The organism is Wolbachia endosymbiont (group A) of Cydia strobilella, assembly GCF_964026745.1.
Classification (GTDB): Bacteria; Pseudomonadota; Alphaproteobacteria; order Rickettsiales; family Anaplasmataceae; genus Wolbachia; species Wolbachia pipientis.
Genome location: NZ_OZ034694.1, coordinates 780,110 through 797,257 on the forward strand (window position 1 = coordinate 780,110; position 17,148 = coordinate 797,257).

Consider the following 17,148-nt stretch of genomic DNA (forward strand, 5'->3'; position numbering starts at 1 on the left):
TCGCAATCTGTGCAGGTTAATGACAAAAAACTTAGGGTATTTGGCGTCTCATGTTTAATTTTTCGCACTACGTGCATCGCATGTCTTTAAAAATTTCTGGGTTTTTACCTATATAAGCCGAAACGCGCTTACAAAGCGTTTAAGACAGCAAAAAACGTCAAATTGACAAGGGAGAATTTGAATGCTAGCTACTACGGGGTTTCTTTGCCTTTTTTCCTGCTTAGTAAATTTCTTAAACACTTGCGGTGTAGGTTAGTTGCAAGTTAAAAGCAGCTAAATCGCTCTTAATCAAGCGTTTTAGAATAAAAAAAACGCCGATATTTTAGTACATGGTAAATAGCCAACCACCACGGGGTTTCTTTTGCCTTTTTTTTCATTTGGTAAATTTTTTAAATATTTATGGCTAAAGATTGCACGAATGTTGCAATTACAAAAACGATTTCTACTAGGGTATCACGCACTGGGATGACACCATTCTTTTTCCTGGATCCAAGTAGTCAGGGCGCTGGGATGACAGCTACCCTGACAATCGTCACCCCGCTGCTTGTTAGCGGATACCGCGGCGGTATGACGTAGAAGTTATACTTTTATGCTTACCAACTTAATAAAATTCCTGGATTCCAGTGTCAGCTACTTTCATGACACCAACAGTTGATATTGGTTTGTTGCTTTGCTAGCCAACTACTAGCTATGCCTCAAGTTTCCTATTCAAAATTTTCAATATCAAATCCAATTCATTTGGATTATCATACCGTATCATAACTTTACCCTTAGAATTGTTGTCATTAATTTTGATCTTTAAACCAAGTTGAGAAGATATAGCGCCTTCTATTACTGTCATATCTTGATTTCTAGTATATCTCTGCTCTTTTTGATTGTTGTTTTGATGTAGGTCCTTTATCAGTTTTTCAGTTTGTCTAACGCTTAAGCCCTGAGAAACTATTTTTTCTGCAATACTTTCCGCATTTTCAACATTAATCAACGCTCTTGCATGACCCATAGACAATTTTTTCTCATTGATCATTGTTTTCACCCTATCAGGGAGCAACAACATCCGAATCATATTGGTTATGTGGCTGCGGCTTTTGCCTATAGCTGAAGCTAATTCCTCATGTGTATAGAAAAACTCATCTATCAGTTTTCTGTAAGCTTCACCTTCCTCTATTGGATTAATATCTTGCCTTTGTATGTTTTCAATAATGGATACTTCCAAGCATTCCTTGTCGCTCAGATCTTTTATGATAACCGGTGCACTATCAAGATTTGCAATCTTGCTTGCTCGCCAACGACGTTCTCCAGCTATTATTTCATAACCATCATCATTTGAATCTTTGCGTACCACGATAGGCTGTATAATGCCACTTTTCTTTATCGAATTTGCAAGTTCTCTTAATGACTCCTCGTCAAAATGTTTCCTCGGTTGAAATTTGCTTGGGTGCAGTAATGAAATAGGCAAATGCTCTTGTCGATCTTCTTTATTATCATAATTATCGCCTATGAGGCCGGCAAGACCTCTGCCGAGGCGTCTATCATCCTTCATACTACGCCCTCGCTTACTAGTTTCTTCTCCTTACAACTGCTCGCGTGCTTTTTTAAAATTTCCCTTGCCAAACTTATATATGCTTGTGCACCAGGACACTTAAGATCATACACAATAGCGGGTTTTCCATGAGAAGGCGCTTCTGATAACCGTACGTTACGTGGAATAACAGTCTCATACAATGGGATGATAGTTTTGTATACTTTATCATTTAAATACTGACAAATATCGTTTTTAATCTGCTCACTAAGTTTGTTGCGCCTGTCATACATTGTTAACACTATCCCTTCTATTGCCAAAAAAGGGTTTAGGTTATTCCTTTTTATTAGCTCCACAGTTTTAACTAAATGGCTTAATCCTTCCAGAGCAAAAAATTCACACTGAAGAGGAACAATAATAGAATTAGCAGCAGTCAAAGCATTTATGGTCAGAAGCCCAAGTGATGGAGGGCAATCGATGATTATATACTCATAATTATCGCGTATCTTCTCCAATGCGCTTTTTAGTACGAATTTTCCTCGCTCAAGTTGCGATAATTCAATTTCTGCAGCTGACAAATCAACTACTGACGAAATTAGCGATAAATTCGGAATTTCCTTTATATTGAAAATTGCCGATTCTATCAATTTATTTTCGCTGCTTAGTAGTATTTTGTATATGTTTTTTTCTTCCCTACTACGGTAAGAAATCCCGAGTCCGGTGCTAGCATTTCCTTGAGGATCAAGATCTACCAATAAAGTGCTTTTTCCCACAGCAGCAAAGGCTGTCGATAAATTTATACTAGTTGTGGTTTTGCCAACTCCACCCTTTTGATTTACTATTGCAATAATCTTGCTCACGCCTTTTATCTTATGTATAAAATAATTCTATTGTATATATGCAAGAAACTTTTGCATTAGAAAATTTTTTTGTTGTTAACCACACTAAAATTAGACTGTCTTTTTTGCTTTGTGTAACACACTTTGAACCTTGTTTCCTAATTCATTCAGAGTGAATGGTTTTGGCAAAAAGTGAAAATCTTCTATATTGATGTCATCACTCTTTAAAAAAGCATCTTCTGCATACCCAGAAATAAAAATAACGTTGATATTTGGCCTATAGATCAATGCTTCTTTAACTATTTCTGGGCCGCTCACCTCTGGCATGATTACATCAGTGATTATAAGATCTATGTGTTGACTTTTTTTACTGATTATTTCTAGCGCCTCGCCGCCTATGCTTGCTTCTATTACATCAAATCCTTTTCTTTTGAGTGCTTTAGAGATGAATTCCCTTACTGAATCTTCATCTTCGATTAATAAAATTATACCATTACCTTTAATTTCACTTACTACCGGTTTTTCTGTTTCTTCACTATCTTCCTCTCTATCATTTTCATCTGATATGTAAACCATGGGCAAAAATATGCTAAATTTAGTTCCATGATTTACTTTGCTAGCAACATAGATGTATCCTTCAGTTTGTTTAATAATGCCATATACAGTAGAGAGGCCAAGACCTGTACCAGAGGTAATATCTTTGGTAGAAAAAAATGGATCAAAGATCTTTTCAGTTGTATCACTCGTCATTCCACATCCAGTATCAATTACTTCAATCACAACATAATTTCCATGTTCAATCGCTTCCTTGTCTGGAGAAAACATATCCTGAGGTGTAGAATTTAATGAGTCAATCTTTTGATTAAAGGTTCGTATAGTTAATTCTCCGCCCTTTTCCATAGCAGCACTAGCATTGACTGCTAAGTTAAGTATAACTTGCTCTAATTGCCCTTGATCAGCCCTAACAGCACCCAAGTCTCTACCATAATAAACATTAAATTTTATATTTTCACCTATTAATCTTTTTATCATTTCATAAAGATTAGCTATAGTATTATTTACATCAATAATTTTTGGCTGCAAGGTCTGTCTTCTTGAGAAAGCAAGCAATTGTCTTACTAAATTTGATCCACGCTTTGCATTTTGCTGTATCTGTATTATATCTCCAAAAGATGGGTCACCAGCTGAGTGTTGGAGTAAAAGCAAATCGCAAAATCCTATTATCCCAGTCAATATATTGTTGAAATCATGCGCAATACCACCTGCTAACTGCCCTATAGCTTGCATCTTTTGATAATGCTCAAGCTTTATCTCTAGGTTTTTGTGTTCAGTATTGTCAATAAAATAACAAAGTATGAAGATCATTTTATTATGAAGAAACTTATTGAAATATATTTTTATGTTATTACCGCCGTTGAGCTGTACATCAAAAGACGCATTATTTATTCTATTACTCGAAAAATATTCACGTATTTTCACATGATAACTATCCAATATCAACGTAAAGATTGAATTATTATCTGACCCTGCAAGCTTTATTAGTGCCGTATTTTTCTTTACAAAGTTGCCGTTTATGTCACATTGTGCAATAGCAATTGATGAATTTGCAAAACAAGGGTGTAATTGATAATCAACAATATTTGATTCGGTTGGTGTTATAAAGCCATATATATAGCTATGGTTGTATTTATCACAAAATATAGCAGTGCTCATATAAGCCTTGAATGGAATACCACTTATAGTAAAAAACAAAATTTCATTATCGGTTGTTGTATTGTTATATTTAGATTGAGATATAAAATCACTGATTGAGCTACCTTTTTCCAGTTTTTTTAGTTCAAATATGTCTAAAAATCTTTTATTTACAGATAAAATCACCCCTTTGGCATTTGCAATGTAAGTTCCTATGCTGTGTTTTTCTATTAACTCTTCATATATCTGCTCCTTGTTTATCTGTGTTGCTTTTAATACAAAATACCCATCTGGCCTTGCTATTGGCACTAATGATAAATTTAAAATCTTATTACTATTTATAGCAATTTGGGGATTATCTGGTATCGGCTCAAAGAGCAAAAGAAAGTTAGATACTCTATTCTTCTTGTTTAAGGAAATGCATACCTGTACAGAAGAGTTATTTTTTAGTGCATGATAGAGTACTTTTTTGTCTGCTTCTGAAACATCTCCTATTTCAAGAATCTTGCCTAACGTAATGTCATCATCTATATGATCTTTAAACCTTTCGTAGAACCTTGCATCAGCATAAATAATACCTTCATCTTTATGTAAAATAAGGCAAAATTCTGTATTATGATTTAGTGCATTTGCAAATATTGCATTTTGAAATTCTATAGTATTAAGTAGGTATCTGTAGCGTTTTACATTATACATCATAAAGAGAGTTGTTAGAATGCTAACTAATAAATTAATCTCTATATTAATATGCTGACTATATATATCAAAAAAGTAGAGTATCGATATTGCTACTGGAGGTAAGAGCATAATAACTGCCATCACAACAATTGACATTCCATAATTTCTTAGTATGAAGTCAATCCTGTTCTCTTTTTTGTTATCTATGTATCTTTTATTCATTATTGTTACTTGGCATTGTTGTACATACGAAAATGTTCTATTATATTGATTTAATTATTATAGATTTATTAACGTCTTTGATAGATAATTATCATCCAAATCTAATTAAGTTCCTTAAATATCAGATATAACAATGTTAATAAGCTAGCAAGAGGATATTATGGAAAAACAAAAAACACAAGCATTTAAATGGTTCTGTGCACTAAGAGATAAGATTATAGAATCTTTCTTATTAATTGAAAAACAATCATCCGCAGAGCCAAAAATCGAAAAGAGAAAGTGGGATCGCCCAGGTGGTGGAGGTGGTGAATCTACAATTATTTTTGGTAATGTTTTTGAAAAAGTTGGAGTAAACGTTTCAAAAGTACACGGAAAATTTGCAGATTCAGCCATTAATGAAATTCCTGGTGCAAGTGAAAGTAACGGAGAGTTCTGGGCAAGCGGTATATCTTTAGTGTCTCATATGCAATCGCCCCTTATCCCTGCAGCACATATGAACACAAGGCTGATATATACTTCAAAACAATGGTTTGGTGGAGGAATGGATTTTACGCCAATATATAGAAATGAAGAAGATTGCAAGTATATTCATGAATCAATCAAAATGACATGTGATAGATTTGACACCGGATATTATCCAAAATTTAAAGAGCAATGTGACAACTATTTTTTCTTACAACACAGAAAAGAGCCGCGTGGTATTGGTGGCATTTTCTATGATAATCTGAGTTCTAGCAACTGGGAAAACGATTTTGAGTTCACAAAAGCAGTAGGTGAAGCCTTTTTGGAAATTTATTTGCACATCATACGTAAACATATACAAAAATCTTGGACAAAAGAACAACGAGAAAATCAATTAATAAAACGTGGCAGATATGTAGAATTCAATCTGTTATACGATCGTGGCACAAGGTTTGGTTTAATGACTGACGGCAATCCAGATGCAATTATGATGTCAATGCCACCACTTGTTAAGTGGTTATAGAGAGCTGCTATTAGTAGAAAATAAATCATCATAGTTTAAAATTGTACCATGGTAGTGAGCTTTTATATAGGGGGTATAATCATGGGCATAATAGATAATTTTTTAATTAAATCTGTCAAAAACAATGACATAAAAGGTGTTAAACTGACTCTAATTCTCTATGATGCATTAAATAATTTTAGAAAATTCTTTTCAAAGACTATGTCTCTCAAGAATACAGGATCATTTGATATAAATAATAATCAAGCTTTAAATCAGGCTTTAGGACATGCTACAGATCACAAAATAATGGAATTGCTGATTAATCGTGGAGCTGATATCCACTCAATAGATGAGAATGGAAAGAATGTTATAATTCGTGTTATTGAGAGTTTAGCAGAATCAAAAAATCTAAAATTGGATAGTGAGAAAAACTTACCAGCAGAGATAATTCTTCACCCCACAGTTTCCTTTTTACTAGGAAAAGGCGCAGAGTATTATTCTACAGATGATTTGAATGTTGAAGCTATACAACAAAAACCTCCTAGAACCTCTGAATATGAGCCAATAACTATGTACGCTGAGGTGAACAACAATGTAATACCACCTCAAAAACCTTCTAGAACTTTTGAGTATAAGCCAAAGAGCACTAATTATGATGCTTTGCCTTCAAAAGAGCCAATTTACGCTGAGGTGTATGATGCTAAGGTTAGTAACTCATTAGGGGAGAATGGTTATTTGAGTGTATCAGAAGAATCTATTTATGCTGAAATATATGATTCACATAAAAAATCCACTGAAAATTTATCATTGGAAGATAGTGGTTATTTGAGTATATCAGAAGAACCTATTTATTGCACTATAGATGATCTTTCAGAACAAAAAAAGCCTACTAGCCTAAAACAGAAAGAGCCAGAACAGTCGTCAGAACCTATTTATGCTAGGGTAGATTTGTCCAAGAAAAGAGCAGAAAGAAAAGCAAAAGACATAAAAGCTAATTCTGGAACTTGCCATGGGTTAGTGCAAGATAAAGTGAATGATTGGCAAGTGAAGCTAAATGAGCTAAGTGCTAATAAGTCGATAAGTCAGCAACAGACTAATGATCAAAAAATTAAGACCAAGGCTGGCTTTAGTGTAGAAGAAATAAGGCAGAAATATGAGCGTAGAGATTCTGGCTATGATTCCGATACAAAAGTTGAACAACAATTAGAATTAGCTCCTAAATCTGAGATAGGTTCAGTGAGTATTGAGCATGGAGTAATAGGAGGCTGTCGATATAAGATTACTGATATATCCCTCTAACTATGTGATTCAAAATAATTGAATTGACTTTATATATGTAATCGATATAACCTAGTTAGATTCAAGTTGACTCTTTCGTCTAGTGGTTAGGACACCACCCTTTCACGGTGGTAACACGGGTTCAAATCCCGTAAGAGTCACTCAAGTAGAATATAATTAAAGTTTTGAATGGGAAAAATTAGGCTCTATGTTGAAGAAGCTTTATCACAAGGCGTGAGTTTAGCACTTAATCCACAACAAAGTCACTATATTTGCAATGTAATGCGGCTTAAGAAGTATGATAATCTCTCTCTTTTTAATGGAAAAGATGGAGAATGGTTAGGAGAAGTAGTTAATATATCGCGTAAATTGACAGAAGTTACACCCAAAGAATGCACTAAACAACAGCAATATGAGGAAAATTTATACCTGTATTGTGCCATGGTAAAAAGTGCTGCTTTGAACAACATAGTAAGACAGGCAACTGAAATGGGAGTAATCTGCATTCAATTTATTTCAACGGAACGTACAGTGGTAAAAAATATTAACCTAAGTAGAGCAAAATTACAAGCAATCGAAGCAGCGGAACAATCAGGTAGGATAAGTATACCAGAGATTTTGCCTCCTATTAACTTTTGTGAGTTACCTGATTCCCAGAGTAAAAATTTTGTTTTGTGTGATGAAACAGGTAAAGCTGACAAAGTGCTGGAAGGCAAAAAAAATGTTGCTATTATTGTTGGCCCTGAAGGTGGTTTTTCATCTTATGAACTTGATCTTGCCGATAAGTTTTGTCAAAAATTGAGTCTAGGAAAAAGAATTTTAAGGGTCGATACTGCTGTAGTTGCTGCACTCACTTTCACCAATTGGTGTAGCTAGATTTTTAAATATGACTAAGATAAAGAAATCTGGTTCAGTGTTGCGCGCACAAAAACCCTGTAGACTTTCTACGAAGCAGTCTGTTGTTAAAGAGGAGCTAATAAAAAACATATTCTAAGATAATATTAAATCTCATATTATATTTTTTCTAAAGTAAACAAATGAATCTTGCATTTTGCCTGAGTTATTGATACTCTGAGTAAAGAAGTCGGGGCGTAGCGCAGCCTGGTAGCGCATTTGGTTTGGGACCAAAGGGTCGGGAGTTCAAATCTCTCCGCCCCGATGTTAGTATAATTGTAAGAACGCTGTAACATAAGAGCAATCTCCATCAGTAAGCAAGTAGCTGACACTGGAATGACATTATTTACCATGTAAATTATGGCATATTACATTTTAACGCTCAAGTTTATAAAATAATTGACAATGTTAATTTTCTAATTTATAAATAGATTTTGAAATGATTACCGAAGGAGGTATAGAGTTTGATAGAAGTATCAGTCCATTATGGTGATGTAGACAGAGCTCTTCCAGTATTGAAAAAAACAATTCAAAAGGAAGGAAGAGGGTTGAAAATGAAAAAACAATATCATGAAAAAAAATCAGAAAAAAGAGCTAAAAAGAAAGCTGAAGCTAAAAAAAAGAGGTACCAACAAGAGTGCAGAAGGCAACGTTATGGTTGGTAGTTTGTACTCAAGTTAATAGTTTATCATTGGTTATTTTATGAATATTCACGAATATCAAGCGAAAGAAGTTTTGCATAAATTTAATGTCCCAGTGCCAAAAGGTTTTGTTGCTACATCTGCAGAAGAAGTAAAGACTCAAGTAAGTCAATTAAAATCTGACGTGTTTGTAGTTAAAGCTCAAATTCATGCAGGTGGTAGGGGTAAAGCCGGTGGCGTAAAGCTAGCAAAGTCAGTTGAAGAAGCTCAACAGTTTGTAAAGGACATGATTGGTATGACTTTAGTTACTCATCAAACAGGGCCAAGCGGGCAGCAAGTAAGAAAAGTGTACGTTGAAGAAGGCTCAAGCATTAAGAAAGAGTATTATTTAAGCCTGGTAATCGACCCGAAGCTCAGTAGGCCAATATTCATATTTTCCTCAGAAGGTGGAATGGACATCGAAGAAGTGGCAAAAAATTCTCCTGCAAAAATTGTGAAATTTGATATTGATCCTGCTACAAGTTTTGATAGCAGCAAGTTAAGCAGCAGTTTTCATTTGAGTCCAGAACAAATAGAAAAGATATCGAACATTGCAAAAAAAATATATGATGCGTTTATTGCAACTGATGCGAGCCAAATTGAAATTAATCCACTGGTTGAAACAAATTCTGGAGATTTTATTGCGCTCGATGCAAAAATTAATTTCGATGATAATGCTTTATATCGTCACCCAGAAATTATGGAACTTCGTGATTATGATGAGGAAGTGAAAGAAGAGATAGAGGCTTCAAAGTATGGGCTCAGTTACATCAAAATGGATGGCAGTATTGGTTGCATGGTAAATGGTGCAGGTCTTGCTATGGCAACAATGGATATAATAAAATACTACGGAGCAGAGCCTGCTAACTTTTTGGATGTTGGTGGTGGAGCGAGTAAAGAAACTGTAACTGAAGCATTTAAAATCATATTGTCTGATAGCAACGTAAAAGGAATTCTGGTTAACATATTTGGTGGTATAATGCGTTGCGATATTATCGCAAGTGGAATTGTTGCGGCTGCAAAAGAAATGAGCATTAAAGTTCCTCTAGTGGTTAGATTATCAGGTACTAATTTTGAAGAAGGAAAAAAAATTTTAGAAGAGTCAGGATTAAATATTATTGCTGCAGATGAGCTAGATGAAGCTGCGCAAAAGATAGTAAAAGAGGTAAAATAAAGCATGTCCGTTTTAGTAAACAAAGATACAAGATTAATATGCCAGGGTTTTACTGGTGCACAAGGCACATTTCATTCAGAGCAAGCAATTGATTACGGAACGAAAATGGTGGGAGGTGTAACTCCTGGAAAGGGTGGGAGCACTCACCTTAATTTACCGGTTTTTAATACTGTAGCAGAAGCCAAAGAAAAAACCGGTGCAAATGCTACAGTTATATATGTACCTGCTAAATTTGCTGCTGCTGCAATACTTGAAGCAATAGATGCAAAAATAGAATTGATAATTTGTATTACAGAGGGCATTCCTATACTTGATATGGTGAAAGTTAAGCGTGCGCTTATCGGCTCAAAAAGTCGATTGATTGGTCCCAACTGCCCGGGAATTATTACCCCTGAAGAATGCAAAATAGGAATTATGCCTGGCCATATCCATAAGCGTGGACACATAGGAATTATGTCTCGCTCCGGAACTTTAACTTACGAGGCAGTAGCACAAACAACCGCTGTTGGTCTTGGTCAATCCACGTGTATCGGAATTGGGGGGGATCCAGTTCATGGTATAACATTTGTCGACTGTATGGAGCTCTTTTTAAAAGATAACGATACTCATGGTATTGTAGTTATTGGTGAAATAGGTGGAAACGAAGAAGAAGATGTATCACATTTTGTGAAAACAGAAAAAACTAAAAAGCCAATCGTTGGTTTTGTAGCAGGCCAAACGGCACCTCCAGGAAGACGTATGGGACACGCTGGAGCAATCATCTCTTCCAGCGGTGGAAGTGCTGGTGCAAAACTAGAAGTTATGCGGAGCGCTGGAATTGCAATTGCTGAAACCCCTGCAGTAATTGGTAAGAAGGTATTGGAAGTAATGCATCACTAGAATTAGGGTCACAAAAACCCTATATCACCGGTCATGAATACGTTATTTGCCCATTCGATTAATAACTTGCCTCCTGGTAAATTTACTGAAGTCTGTTGGGCAACCAGATATCCACGTAGTGTGGATGCAACAAGTGCTGCACAGGCTGCACTACCGCATGATGCAGTAATGCCTGTACCTCTTTCCCAAACTCTTAAAGCTATTTCTCCAGACTTTTCAACTTGTGCAATACTAACATTAATTTTCCGAGGAAATAATGCGTGATTTTCTAGCTTTGGTCCTAAATTTCGCAATGGTATTTCACTTATGTTATCAACAAAAAAAACTATGTGAGGATTGCCAATATTTACTGCAACAGGATCTTTTAGCATTTCAAGCTCTATAGGTAAGTGAAGAGTGTCACACTCAGTAGACAAGGGAATTTCATGCCATTTTAGCAAAGGTTTACCCATGTTAACCTTTATGGATTTATCACCCACTTTAAAACACTCTAAAATGCGTTTGCTTGTTAGCTCAATAATGGAGTATTCAGCACCTTTTTCTGACATTATCAAATATCCAACACAGCGTGCTGCGTTTCCGCACATTTCAGCTCGACTGCCATCAGCATTATAGATATGCATAAAACAGTCTGCAGCATTAGACATTGTTATAATTATCACTTGATCACAACTGCTTTGATCAGCAATTTGTCTATGGTTCCAGTCTAAATTGTTTGTTGAACGTGAGTCTATGATAACGAAGTTGTTACCAGTGCCGTGCATTTTGATAAAATTTTCAGGACCTTGGCCACTCATCATAAAAAAATATTTCTTCTATTGGTCTCCTTTTTTTCTTACTTGTTTCAGCGCCCTCTTCTTCGTAACCAACCGCTATCACTGACATTACGTTAAAGTCATTGGGTATATTGAACTCTTTCACTATTTTATCTCTATCAAATCCACCCATTTGATGGGCCATTAAGTTCATAACTGCAGCTTGTAACATAAGTCCATAATTCGCTGCACCAGTATCGTGATTAGCCCAAAAATTTTCACCTTTATCAGATTTGCGGAAATTCTTAGCGCTTAAAGATATGATTAACACTTGTGCATCTTTTGCCCACTTTTGATTAGATTCATCAAGGCAATTTAGCAGCTTTTCCCATGCGCTTTGATTGTTCTGTTTGTTGCATATTACGTATCTCCAGGGTTCATCACCAAAACATGAGGGAGTCAGCCTTACAGCTTCCATTAAAATATCCATGTCTTCCTGAGATATTGCTCTTGTAGGATCGTATGAACGTCCGCTGTGTCTTGCTTTCATCAACGATAATAGATCTTGTTTACTCATCATTTTTAATTTAATAGTGCATAAATAATTCATTGTAGCACAATATAAGCAAAATTTAAATTGCAAAACCTCTCATACACATATATTACATTTAATAAGTTATTTTTATTGGGAAGGTATGTTTATAACACAATCTAGCAGCAGATCAACACTGGCTGAAATATTGTCTTGCGTTTTACTTTTATTCTTGATGGCTCAAATAAGTATACCATTGCAGCCTGTGCCTATCACATTGCAAACTTTAGGAGTAATGCTTATTGGGCTTAAATTTAACCGCAGAACAGCATTCTATTCTGTGCTTACATATCTATCACTTGGTGCAGCAGGATTGCCTGTTCTTGCAAATTTTTCTGGTGGTTATCACGCTCTCCTTGGACCAACCGGTGGATATTTAATTGGCTGTTTAGCTGCTGTTATGGTAATGAGCAAAGTAAATGAATTACTGAACTCTAAATATAAATCATTTGTGTGTAATTCTTTAAGTTGTCTGGCTGGTACAGTTGTAATCTTTATTTGTGGTGTTAGTTGGCTTGCTGTTTACTTGGGTCTGGAACAAGCAATAATGGTGGGTGTTTTACCATTTATCCTTCCTGGTTTGATAAAAATTTTTCTACTTGTAGCAGCTTTGCAATATTTGAAAAAATGATAAAATTTCGCCCTCATCATTTTATGTGCACCCTCGCGTTTCGGGGATATGGGTATTCTCAGGGTTTTGTAGAAAATTATAAAAGGATAGCAAGCAAAGTAATTAGTACTCAAATCGAAGTAGTTGGTAACCTTGATAATATCTGTAGTGCTTGTCCAAATCAGACTAAACAAGGTAAATGCACCACACAAGCTAAAGTTTTAGAGCTAGATAGAAGGCATATGGAAATTTTAGGAATTAAAATTGGCGAGACTTTGACCTGGAGTGAAGCGGTAGAAAAGATTAGGGAGAAAATGTCTTTAGAGAAATTCGAGTACGCATGTGAGGGGTGCAACTGGCAGCCATACGGAATATGTAAAAATGCCCTTTTAAATTGTCATTCCTATAAAGGTAGTTGACAAAATGTTAAGATAAATCAAAGCATTTTTGTGGAAATAAAGCGAAATATGGAAGACAAAAGATAAATGCATTCTGAAAAGCTACACAGCATCGCTAATTAATAATATCTTTATTGTTGTATGAGATAGGTTTAGCATTTATGAATTTGTAATGTGTTGCACATAGCTCAAAAAAATAAGGTTTACTGGTTACACGCTGCAGCCAATGCCACAACACTAGGACCTATGTTTATCTGCATGTTAATTTGTGTTGTGATTTTATGGAGGTCTTCAGTTACCTATGCTAGTGAAAATTTGGAGATACAGAAGGCCTTTGATAGTGTTGTCAAGCATATAAAAGCTGATAAAAAATATAAAGATCTTGATGTTATTGAGAGAAAAAGTGATAAATTTAATATCAAAATTGCGCAGAATTCTGGCAAGAGTTTTGACATATACTCTACTTTAAAAAAAGCAAAAGATTCCTTTGAGTTAGGAGATAATGAAACAGCTATTTCTCTCCTTAATCAGATTATCGCAAAGTTTCCTTACCATAAAAATGCTTTGATTGGATTGGGAAATATTTATTACGCTAATAAAGAATACAAAAAAGCTGTAGAGATTTACACAAGACTGTTAAAAGAACACCCTAGTAACCCTTACATATTAAAAAATTTTCTGACGATAATCTCACAATATGATCCTGATCTGGCGTTGAGTGAAATGTTAAAATTGTATGATATACATAAAAATTATGCTCCTTTATTAGCAAATTTAGGTCTGATCTATATGAAAAAGGAGGATTATGTAAAAGGTAAAGAGTATATGATAACTGCTATTTCCCTCGATGAAAACAATATTTTTTATACTTATAATTTAGCTGTTATTCTAGATAAACTTTCAGATTTTCAAAATGCTACAATATTCTACTTAAAGTTGTTAAACATGGCTACAACTTCGAAAGATGTGAGTGAAAAAATACCTTTATATAAAGTGACAGCAAGACTAAAATTTATAAAACTCCACAGCACGCACCTAAAGATTTCATAAAAGCTTATAGCTTACCTAAATCTAATTTATCGCTATTTTTGTTTACAATAACAATATTGAGCTATAGAATTAGATCTAAAGGGGCAATTAGCTCAGCTGGTAGAGCATCTCGTTTACACCGAGGAGGTCGGCAGTTCAAGTCTGTCATTGCCCATTTGCTTAACTGAATGTTAGTATTATTAATTACTTCAATTAAAGTATAGAAAATGCAGGATAATATAGTACCAATCTCAATAGTAAAAGAGCTGGAAGATTCTTATCTTTCCTACGCAATGAGCGTTATTATAAGCCGGGCTATACCTGACGTGCGAGATGGATTTAAACCTGTTCACAGGCGCATATTATATGCAATGTCAAGAGCCGGATTTGATGCCGGTAAGCCATATAAAAAGGCAGCTCGTATAGTTGGGGATGTGATGGGGAAATATCACCCACATGGTGATGCAGCTATTTACGATTCCTTGGTCAGGATGGCTCAAGATTTTTCTCTTCTTTTACCACTTGTTGATGGGCAAGGTAACTTTGGTTCGATAGACGGAGATCCACCAGCTTCAATGCGATATACAGAAGCAAGACTTCAAAAAGTGTCGCACTTTTTACTGAATGATATTGATGAAGATACAGTTGATTTTAGGCCAAACTACGATGGAAATGAAACAGAGCCTGTTGTGCTGCCTGCAGAGTTTCCGAATCTATTGGTAAACGGTGCAAGTGGTGTTGCAGTTGGTATGGCAACCAATATTCCTTCTCACAACCTTGGAGAAATAATAGATGCTTGTATGTTATATGTAGATAATCCTGAAGTTACTTTGGATGAGTTACTTGAAGTGATGCCAGGGCCGGATTTTCCAACTGGGGGAACAATTCTTGGAAGGTCTGGAATAAGATCAGCATTTGCAACTGGTCGTGGATCAATTGTTGTGCAAGGCAAGACTCATATAGAAGATCTGCCACAAGATAGGCAAGCAATAGTGATTGATGAAATACCTTACCAGGTAAATAAAGTAAAATTAATTGAGAAGATAGGTGAGCTTGTAAAAGAAAAAAGAATTGATGGTATAACAGAAATTAGGGATGAGTCCGATAAGTCTGGTATTAGAGTAGTAATTGACCTCAAAAGAAATGCTGAAGCAAGTTTTATACTTAATCAAATATTGGGGCTAACTCCACTAAGAAGTAGTTTTAGTGTTAACACTTTAGTGCTCAATAACAACAGGCCTGCTTTGATGTCATTGAAAGAAATCATAACTGCTTTTGTTGATTTTAGAAAAGAAGTATTAATCAGGAGAACAGAATTTCGTCTAAGAAAAACGAGGGAAAAAGCTCATATATATATAGGGCTCTACATTGCGGTCCTCAGCATAGATGAAGTGATAAAAATCATCCGCGGTGCAAAAGATCCTGCGGAAGCAAGTAGAGAACTTTTAAATAAAGAATGGAAAACTTCGAATGAAATCAATACTATTATCGAGTTGATTTCAGATAGCGCAAGCTTTTTGAAAGATGGAGTGTATAGATTAACTGAACTACAAATTAAAGCTATCCTTGATATGAAACTGCAGCGTTTAACAGGCCTTGAAAAAGACAAATTAGAAGCTGAGCTAAGTTCAATGATCAACCTGATAAAAGAATATATCGCTTTTCTTGGCTCAGGAGAGAAGTTGATGAAAGAAATAAAAAACAATCTACAAGAAATAAAGAACAGATTTGCTGTGCCGCGAAAAACTTCAATAGAAGAGTCAGACGCGGACATTGAAGCTGAAGATCTAATTCCACAAGAGGATATGGTGATAACCGTAACTATGAATGGTTATATCAAGCGTGTAAAACTTTCTCACTACAGAACTCAGCGTCGTGGTGGAAAAGGAAAGCTAGGACAGGGATTAAAAGAAGAGGATGTAATCACAGAATTATTTGTTGGAAATACCCATACTAGCTTTTTATTCTTTTCTAACATTGGTCGAGTTTATAGATTAAAAGTTTATAAGTTACCTCTTGCAGAGCCAACCGCACGTGGAAGAGCACTTGTTAACATATTTCCGCTTAGCGATGGTGAAACTATAACTAATATAATGCCGTTGCCAAGTGAAAATGACGAAAATCAAAACATAGTTTTTGCTACTGCCTATGGAAACATAAGGCGTAACTCTTTAGCGGATTTTCACTATATTCCAAGCAATGGAAAAATAGCAATAAAGCTCGATGAAGGAGACAAATTAATATTGGTTAAAGTATGCAATGCAATTGATCATGTTTTTCTTTCAACAAGATTCGGCAAAAGTATCAGATTTGTTGTAAGTGATGTGCGTCAATTTAAAAGTCGCAATTCAGATGGCGTAAGAGGTATCAAACTTGCAAAGAATGACAGCGTGATATCCATGACCATATTAAATGGGATAGGTGTAGCAACAGAAACAAAAGAACTTTACTTAAAAGTTCCACTTGCAAAAAGACTGGGGACTGCAATTAATAACTCCATTGATTCTAAATTGGAAAAGACTTTGAATGATTTAGGAATAGATAACGAATTATTCTTAAAACTTGCAGTGAATGAGGAGTTTATATTAACTATTACTGAAAATGGCTTTGGTAAAAGAACTTCTGCGTATGAGTATAGAGTAACTAACAGGGGTGGTGTTGGTATCACCAATATTCTTACTACTAGCAGAAACGGTAATGTTGTTGCTAGTTTTCCAGTTGAGCAGGGTGATAATATAATGCTTATTACAGATAAAGGAAAGTTAATTCGCATTTCGGTCAATGAGATTAGAATTGCAGGACGCAGCACTCAAGGAGTCACTCTGTTTAAAACAGAAAGTAGAGAAAAAGTGGTGTCAGTAGCGAAAATTGAAGATCCTGATTCCACTGAAGATAGTATTTTTGAAGTTGAAAACTCTATCGCTTCTTAACCGTAGTATAGG

Annotated in this window: 16 protein-coding genes and 3 tRNA genes; 14 read left to right on the top strand and 5 right to left on the bottom strand. The window is 35.3% G+C overall.

Annotated features, from left to right (window positions below):
- The first annotated feature begins 399 nt into the window (after positions 1–399).
- Positions 400–576, top strand: a complete 177-nt coding sequence (locus tag AAGD76_RS03830) for a hypothetical protein (RefSeq protein ID WP_341820393.1) — start codon at positions 400–402, stop codon at positions 574–576.
- A gap of 112 nt (positions 577–688) precedes the next feature.
- Here the strand turns inward: AAGD76_RS03830 and AAGD76_RS03835 are convergent, their stop codons facing one another.
- From AAGD76_RS03835 to AAGD76_RS03845, 3 genes are all read right to left on the bottom strand, one after another.
- Positions 689–1,540, bottom strand: a complete 852-nt coding sequence (locus AAGD76_RS03835; RefSeq protein WP_006279814.1) for a ParB/RepB/Spo0J family partition protein — start codon at positions 1,538–1,540, stop codon at positions 689–691.
- Positions 1,537–2,379: a ParA family protein gene (locus AAGD76_RS03840; protein ID WP_006280226.1), complete on the bottom strand. Its 843-nt coding sequence runs from the start codon at positions 2,377–2,379 to the stop codon at positions 1,537–1,539. Before AAGD76_RS03840 ends, AAGD76_RS03835 begins: the two co-directional genes overlap by 4 nt.
- 90 nt (positions 2,380–2,469) lie before the next feature.
- Positions 2,470–4,950 carry an ATP-binding protein gene (locus AAGD76_RS03845; protein ID WP_341820394.1) on the bottom strand — a complete coding sequence of 827 codons (2,481 nt, stop codon included), beginning with the start codon at positions 4,948–4,950 and terminating at the stop codon, positions 2,470–2,472.
- 160 nt (positions 4,951–5,110) lie between these two features.
- Between AAGD76_RS03845 and hemF the strand changes: the two genes are divergently transcribed.
- The 8 genes from hemF (at position 5,111) to sucD (ending at position 10,822) form a co-directional block, all read left to right on the top strand.
- Positions 5,111–5,935 (top strand): oxygen-dependent coproporphyrinogen oxidase, encoded by an 825-nt coding sequence (hemF, locus tag AAGD76_RS03850; protein ID WP_341820395.1) that lies wholly within the window; start codon positions 5,111–5,113, stop codon positions 5,933–5,935.
- An 81-nt stretch (positions 5,936–6,016) separates the two neighbouring features.
- Positions 6,017–7,216, top strand: a complete 1,200-nt coding sequence (locus tag AAGD76_RS03855; protein WP_341820396.1) for a hypothetical protein — start codon at positions 6,017–6,019, stop codon at positions 7,214–7,216.
- Positions 7,217–7,284: 68 nt separating this feature from the next.
- A tRNA-Glu gene (locus tag AAGD76_RS03860) sits at positions 7,285–7,356 on the top strand.
- 28 nt (positions 7,357–7,384) lie between these two features.
- On the top strand, positions 7,385–8,071 hold the full coding sequence (locus AAGD76_RS03865) for a 16S rRNA (uracil(1498)-N(3))-methyltransferase (RefSeq protein WP_341820397.1): 687 nt from the start codon (positions 7,385–7,387) through the stop codon (positions 8,069–8,071).
- Positions 8,072–8,280: 209 nt separating this feature from the next.
- Positions 8,281–8,354 (top strand) — tRNA-Pro (locus tag AAGD76_RS03870).
- 199 nt (positions 8,355–8,553) lie between these two features.
- Positions 8,554–8,754 carry a 30S ribosomal protein S21 gene (gene rpsU, locus AAGD76_RS03875; RefSeq protein WP_006279819.1) on the top strand — a complete coding sequence of 67 codons (201 nt, stop codon included), beginning with the start codon at positions 8,554–8,556 and terminating at the stop codon, positions 8,752–8,754.
- 37 nt (positions 8,755–8,791) lie between these two features.
- The gene (gene sucC / locus AAGD76_RS03880; protein WP_006279820.1) at positions 8,792–9,943 is read left to right on the top strand and encodes an ADP-forming succinate--CoA ligase subunit beta; all 1,152 of its coding nucleotides are present in this window, start codon (positions 8,792–8,794) and stop codon (positions 9,941–9,943) included.
- A gap of 3 nt (positions 9,944–9,946) precedes the next feature.
- Positions 9,947–10,822, top strand: coding sequence for a succinate--CoA ligase subunit alpha (gene sucD, locus AAGD76_RS03885; protein ID WP_010963102.1), 876 nt, complete (start codon positions 9,947–9,949; stop codon positions 10,820–10,822).
- An 8-nt stretch (positions 10,823–10,830) separates the two neighbouring features.
- Here sucD and dapF read toward each other — a convergent pair whose 3' ends face one another.
- Both dapF and AAGD76_RS03895 read right to left on the bottom strand, forming a co-directional pair.
- Positions 10,831–11,619: a diaminopimelate epimerase gene (dapF, locus tag AAGD76_RS03890; protein ID WP_341820562.1), complete on the bottom strand. Its 789-nt coding sequence runs from the start codon at positions 11,617–11,619 to the stop codon at positions 10,831–10,833.
- Complete coding sequence (locus AAGD76_RS03895; RefSeq protein WP_341820398.1) at positions 11,600–12,187, bottom strand: nitroreductase family protein; 588 nt, start codon at positions 12,185–12,187, stop codon at positions 11,600–11,602. The genes dapF and AAGD76_RS03895 overlap by 20 nt, the downstream gene beginning before the upstream one ends.
- Before the next feature lie 85 nt (positions 12,188–12,272).
- Between AAGD76_RS03895 and AAGD76_RS03900 the strand changes: the two genes are divergently transcribed.
- The 5 genes from AAGD76_RS03900 (at position 12,273) to gyrA (ending at position 17,136) form a co-directional block, all read left to right on the top strand.
- Positions 12,273–12,800: a biotin transporter BioY gene (locus AAGD76_RS03900; protein WP_151807512.1), complete on the top strand. Its 528-nt coding sequence runs from the start codon at positions 12,273–12,275 to the stop codon at positions 12,798–12,800.
- Complete coding sequence (locus AAGD76_RS03905) at positions 12,797–13,198, top strand: DUF1284 domain-containing protein (protein ID WP_174515668.1); 402 nt, start codon at positions 12,797–12,799, stop codon at positions 13,196–13,198. Before AAGD76_RS03900 ends, AAGD76_RS03905 begins: the two co-directional genes overlap by 4 nt.
- A 153-nt stretch (positions 13,199–13,351) precedes the next feature.
- Complete coding sequence (locus AAGD76_RS03910) at positions 13,352–14,227, top strand: tetratricopeptide repeat protein (protein ID WP_341820399.1); 876 nt, start codon at positions 13,352–13,354, stop codon at positions 14,225–14,227.
- An 81-nt stretch (positions 14,228–14,308) separates the two neighbouring features.
- A tRNA-Val gene (locus AAGD76_RS03915) sits at positions 14,309–14,381 on the top strand.
- Between the two features lie 52 nt (positions 14,382–14,433).
- The gene (gyrA, locus tag AAGD76_RS03920; RefSeq protein ID WP_341820400.1) at positions 14,434–17,136 is read left to right on the top strand and encodes a DNA gyrase subunit A; all 2,703 of its coding nucleotides are present in this window, start codon (positions 14,434–14,436) and stop codon (positions 17,134–17,136) included.
- Positions 17,137–17,148 lie beyond the last annotated feature (12 nt).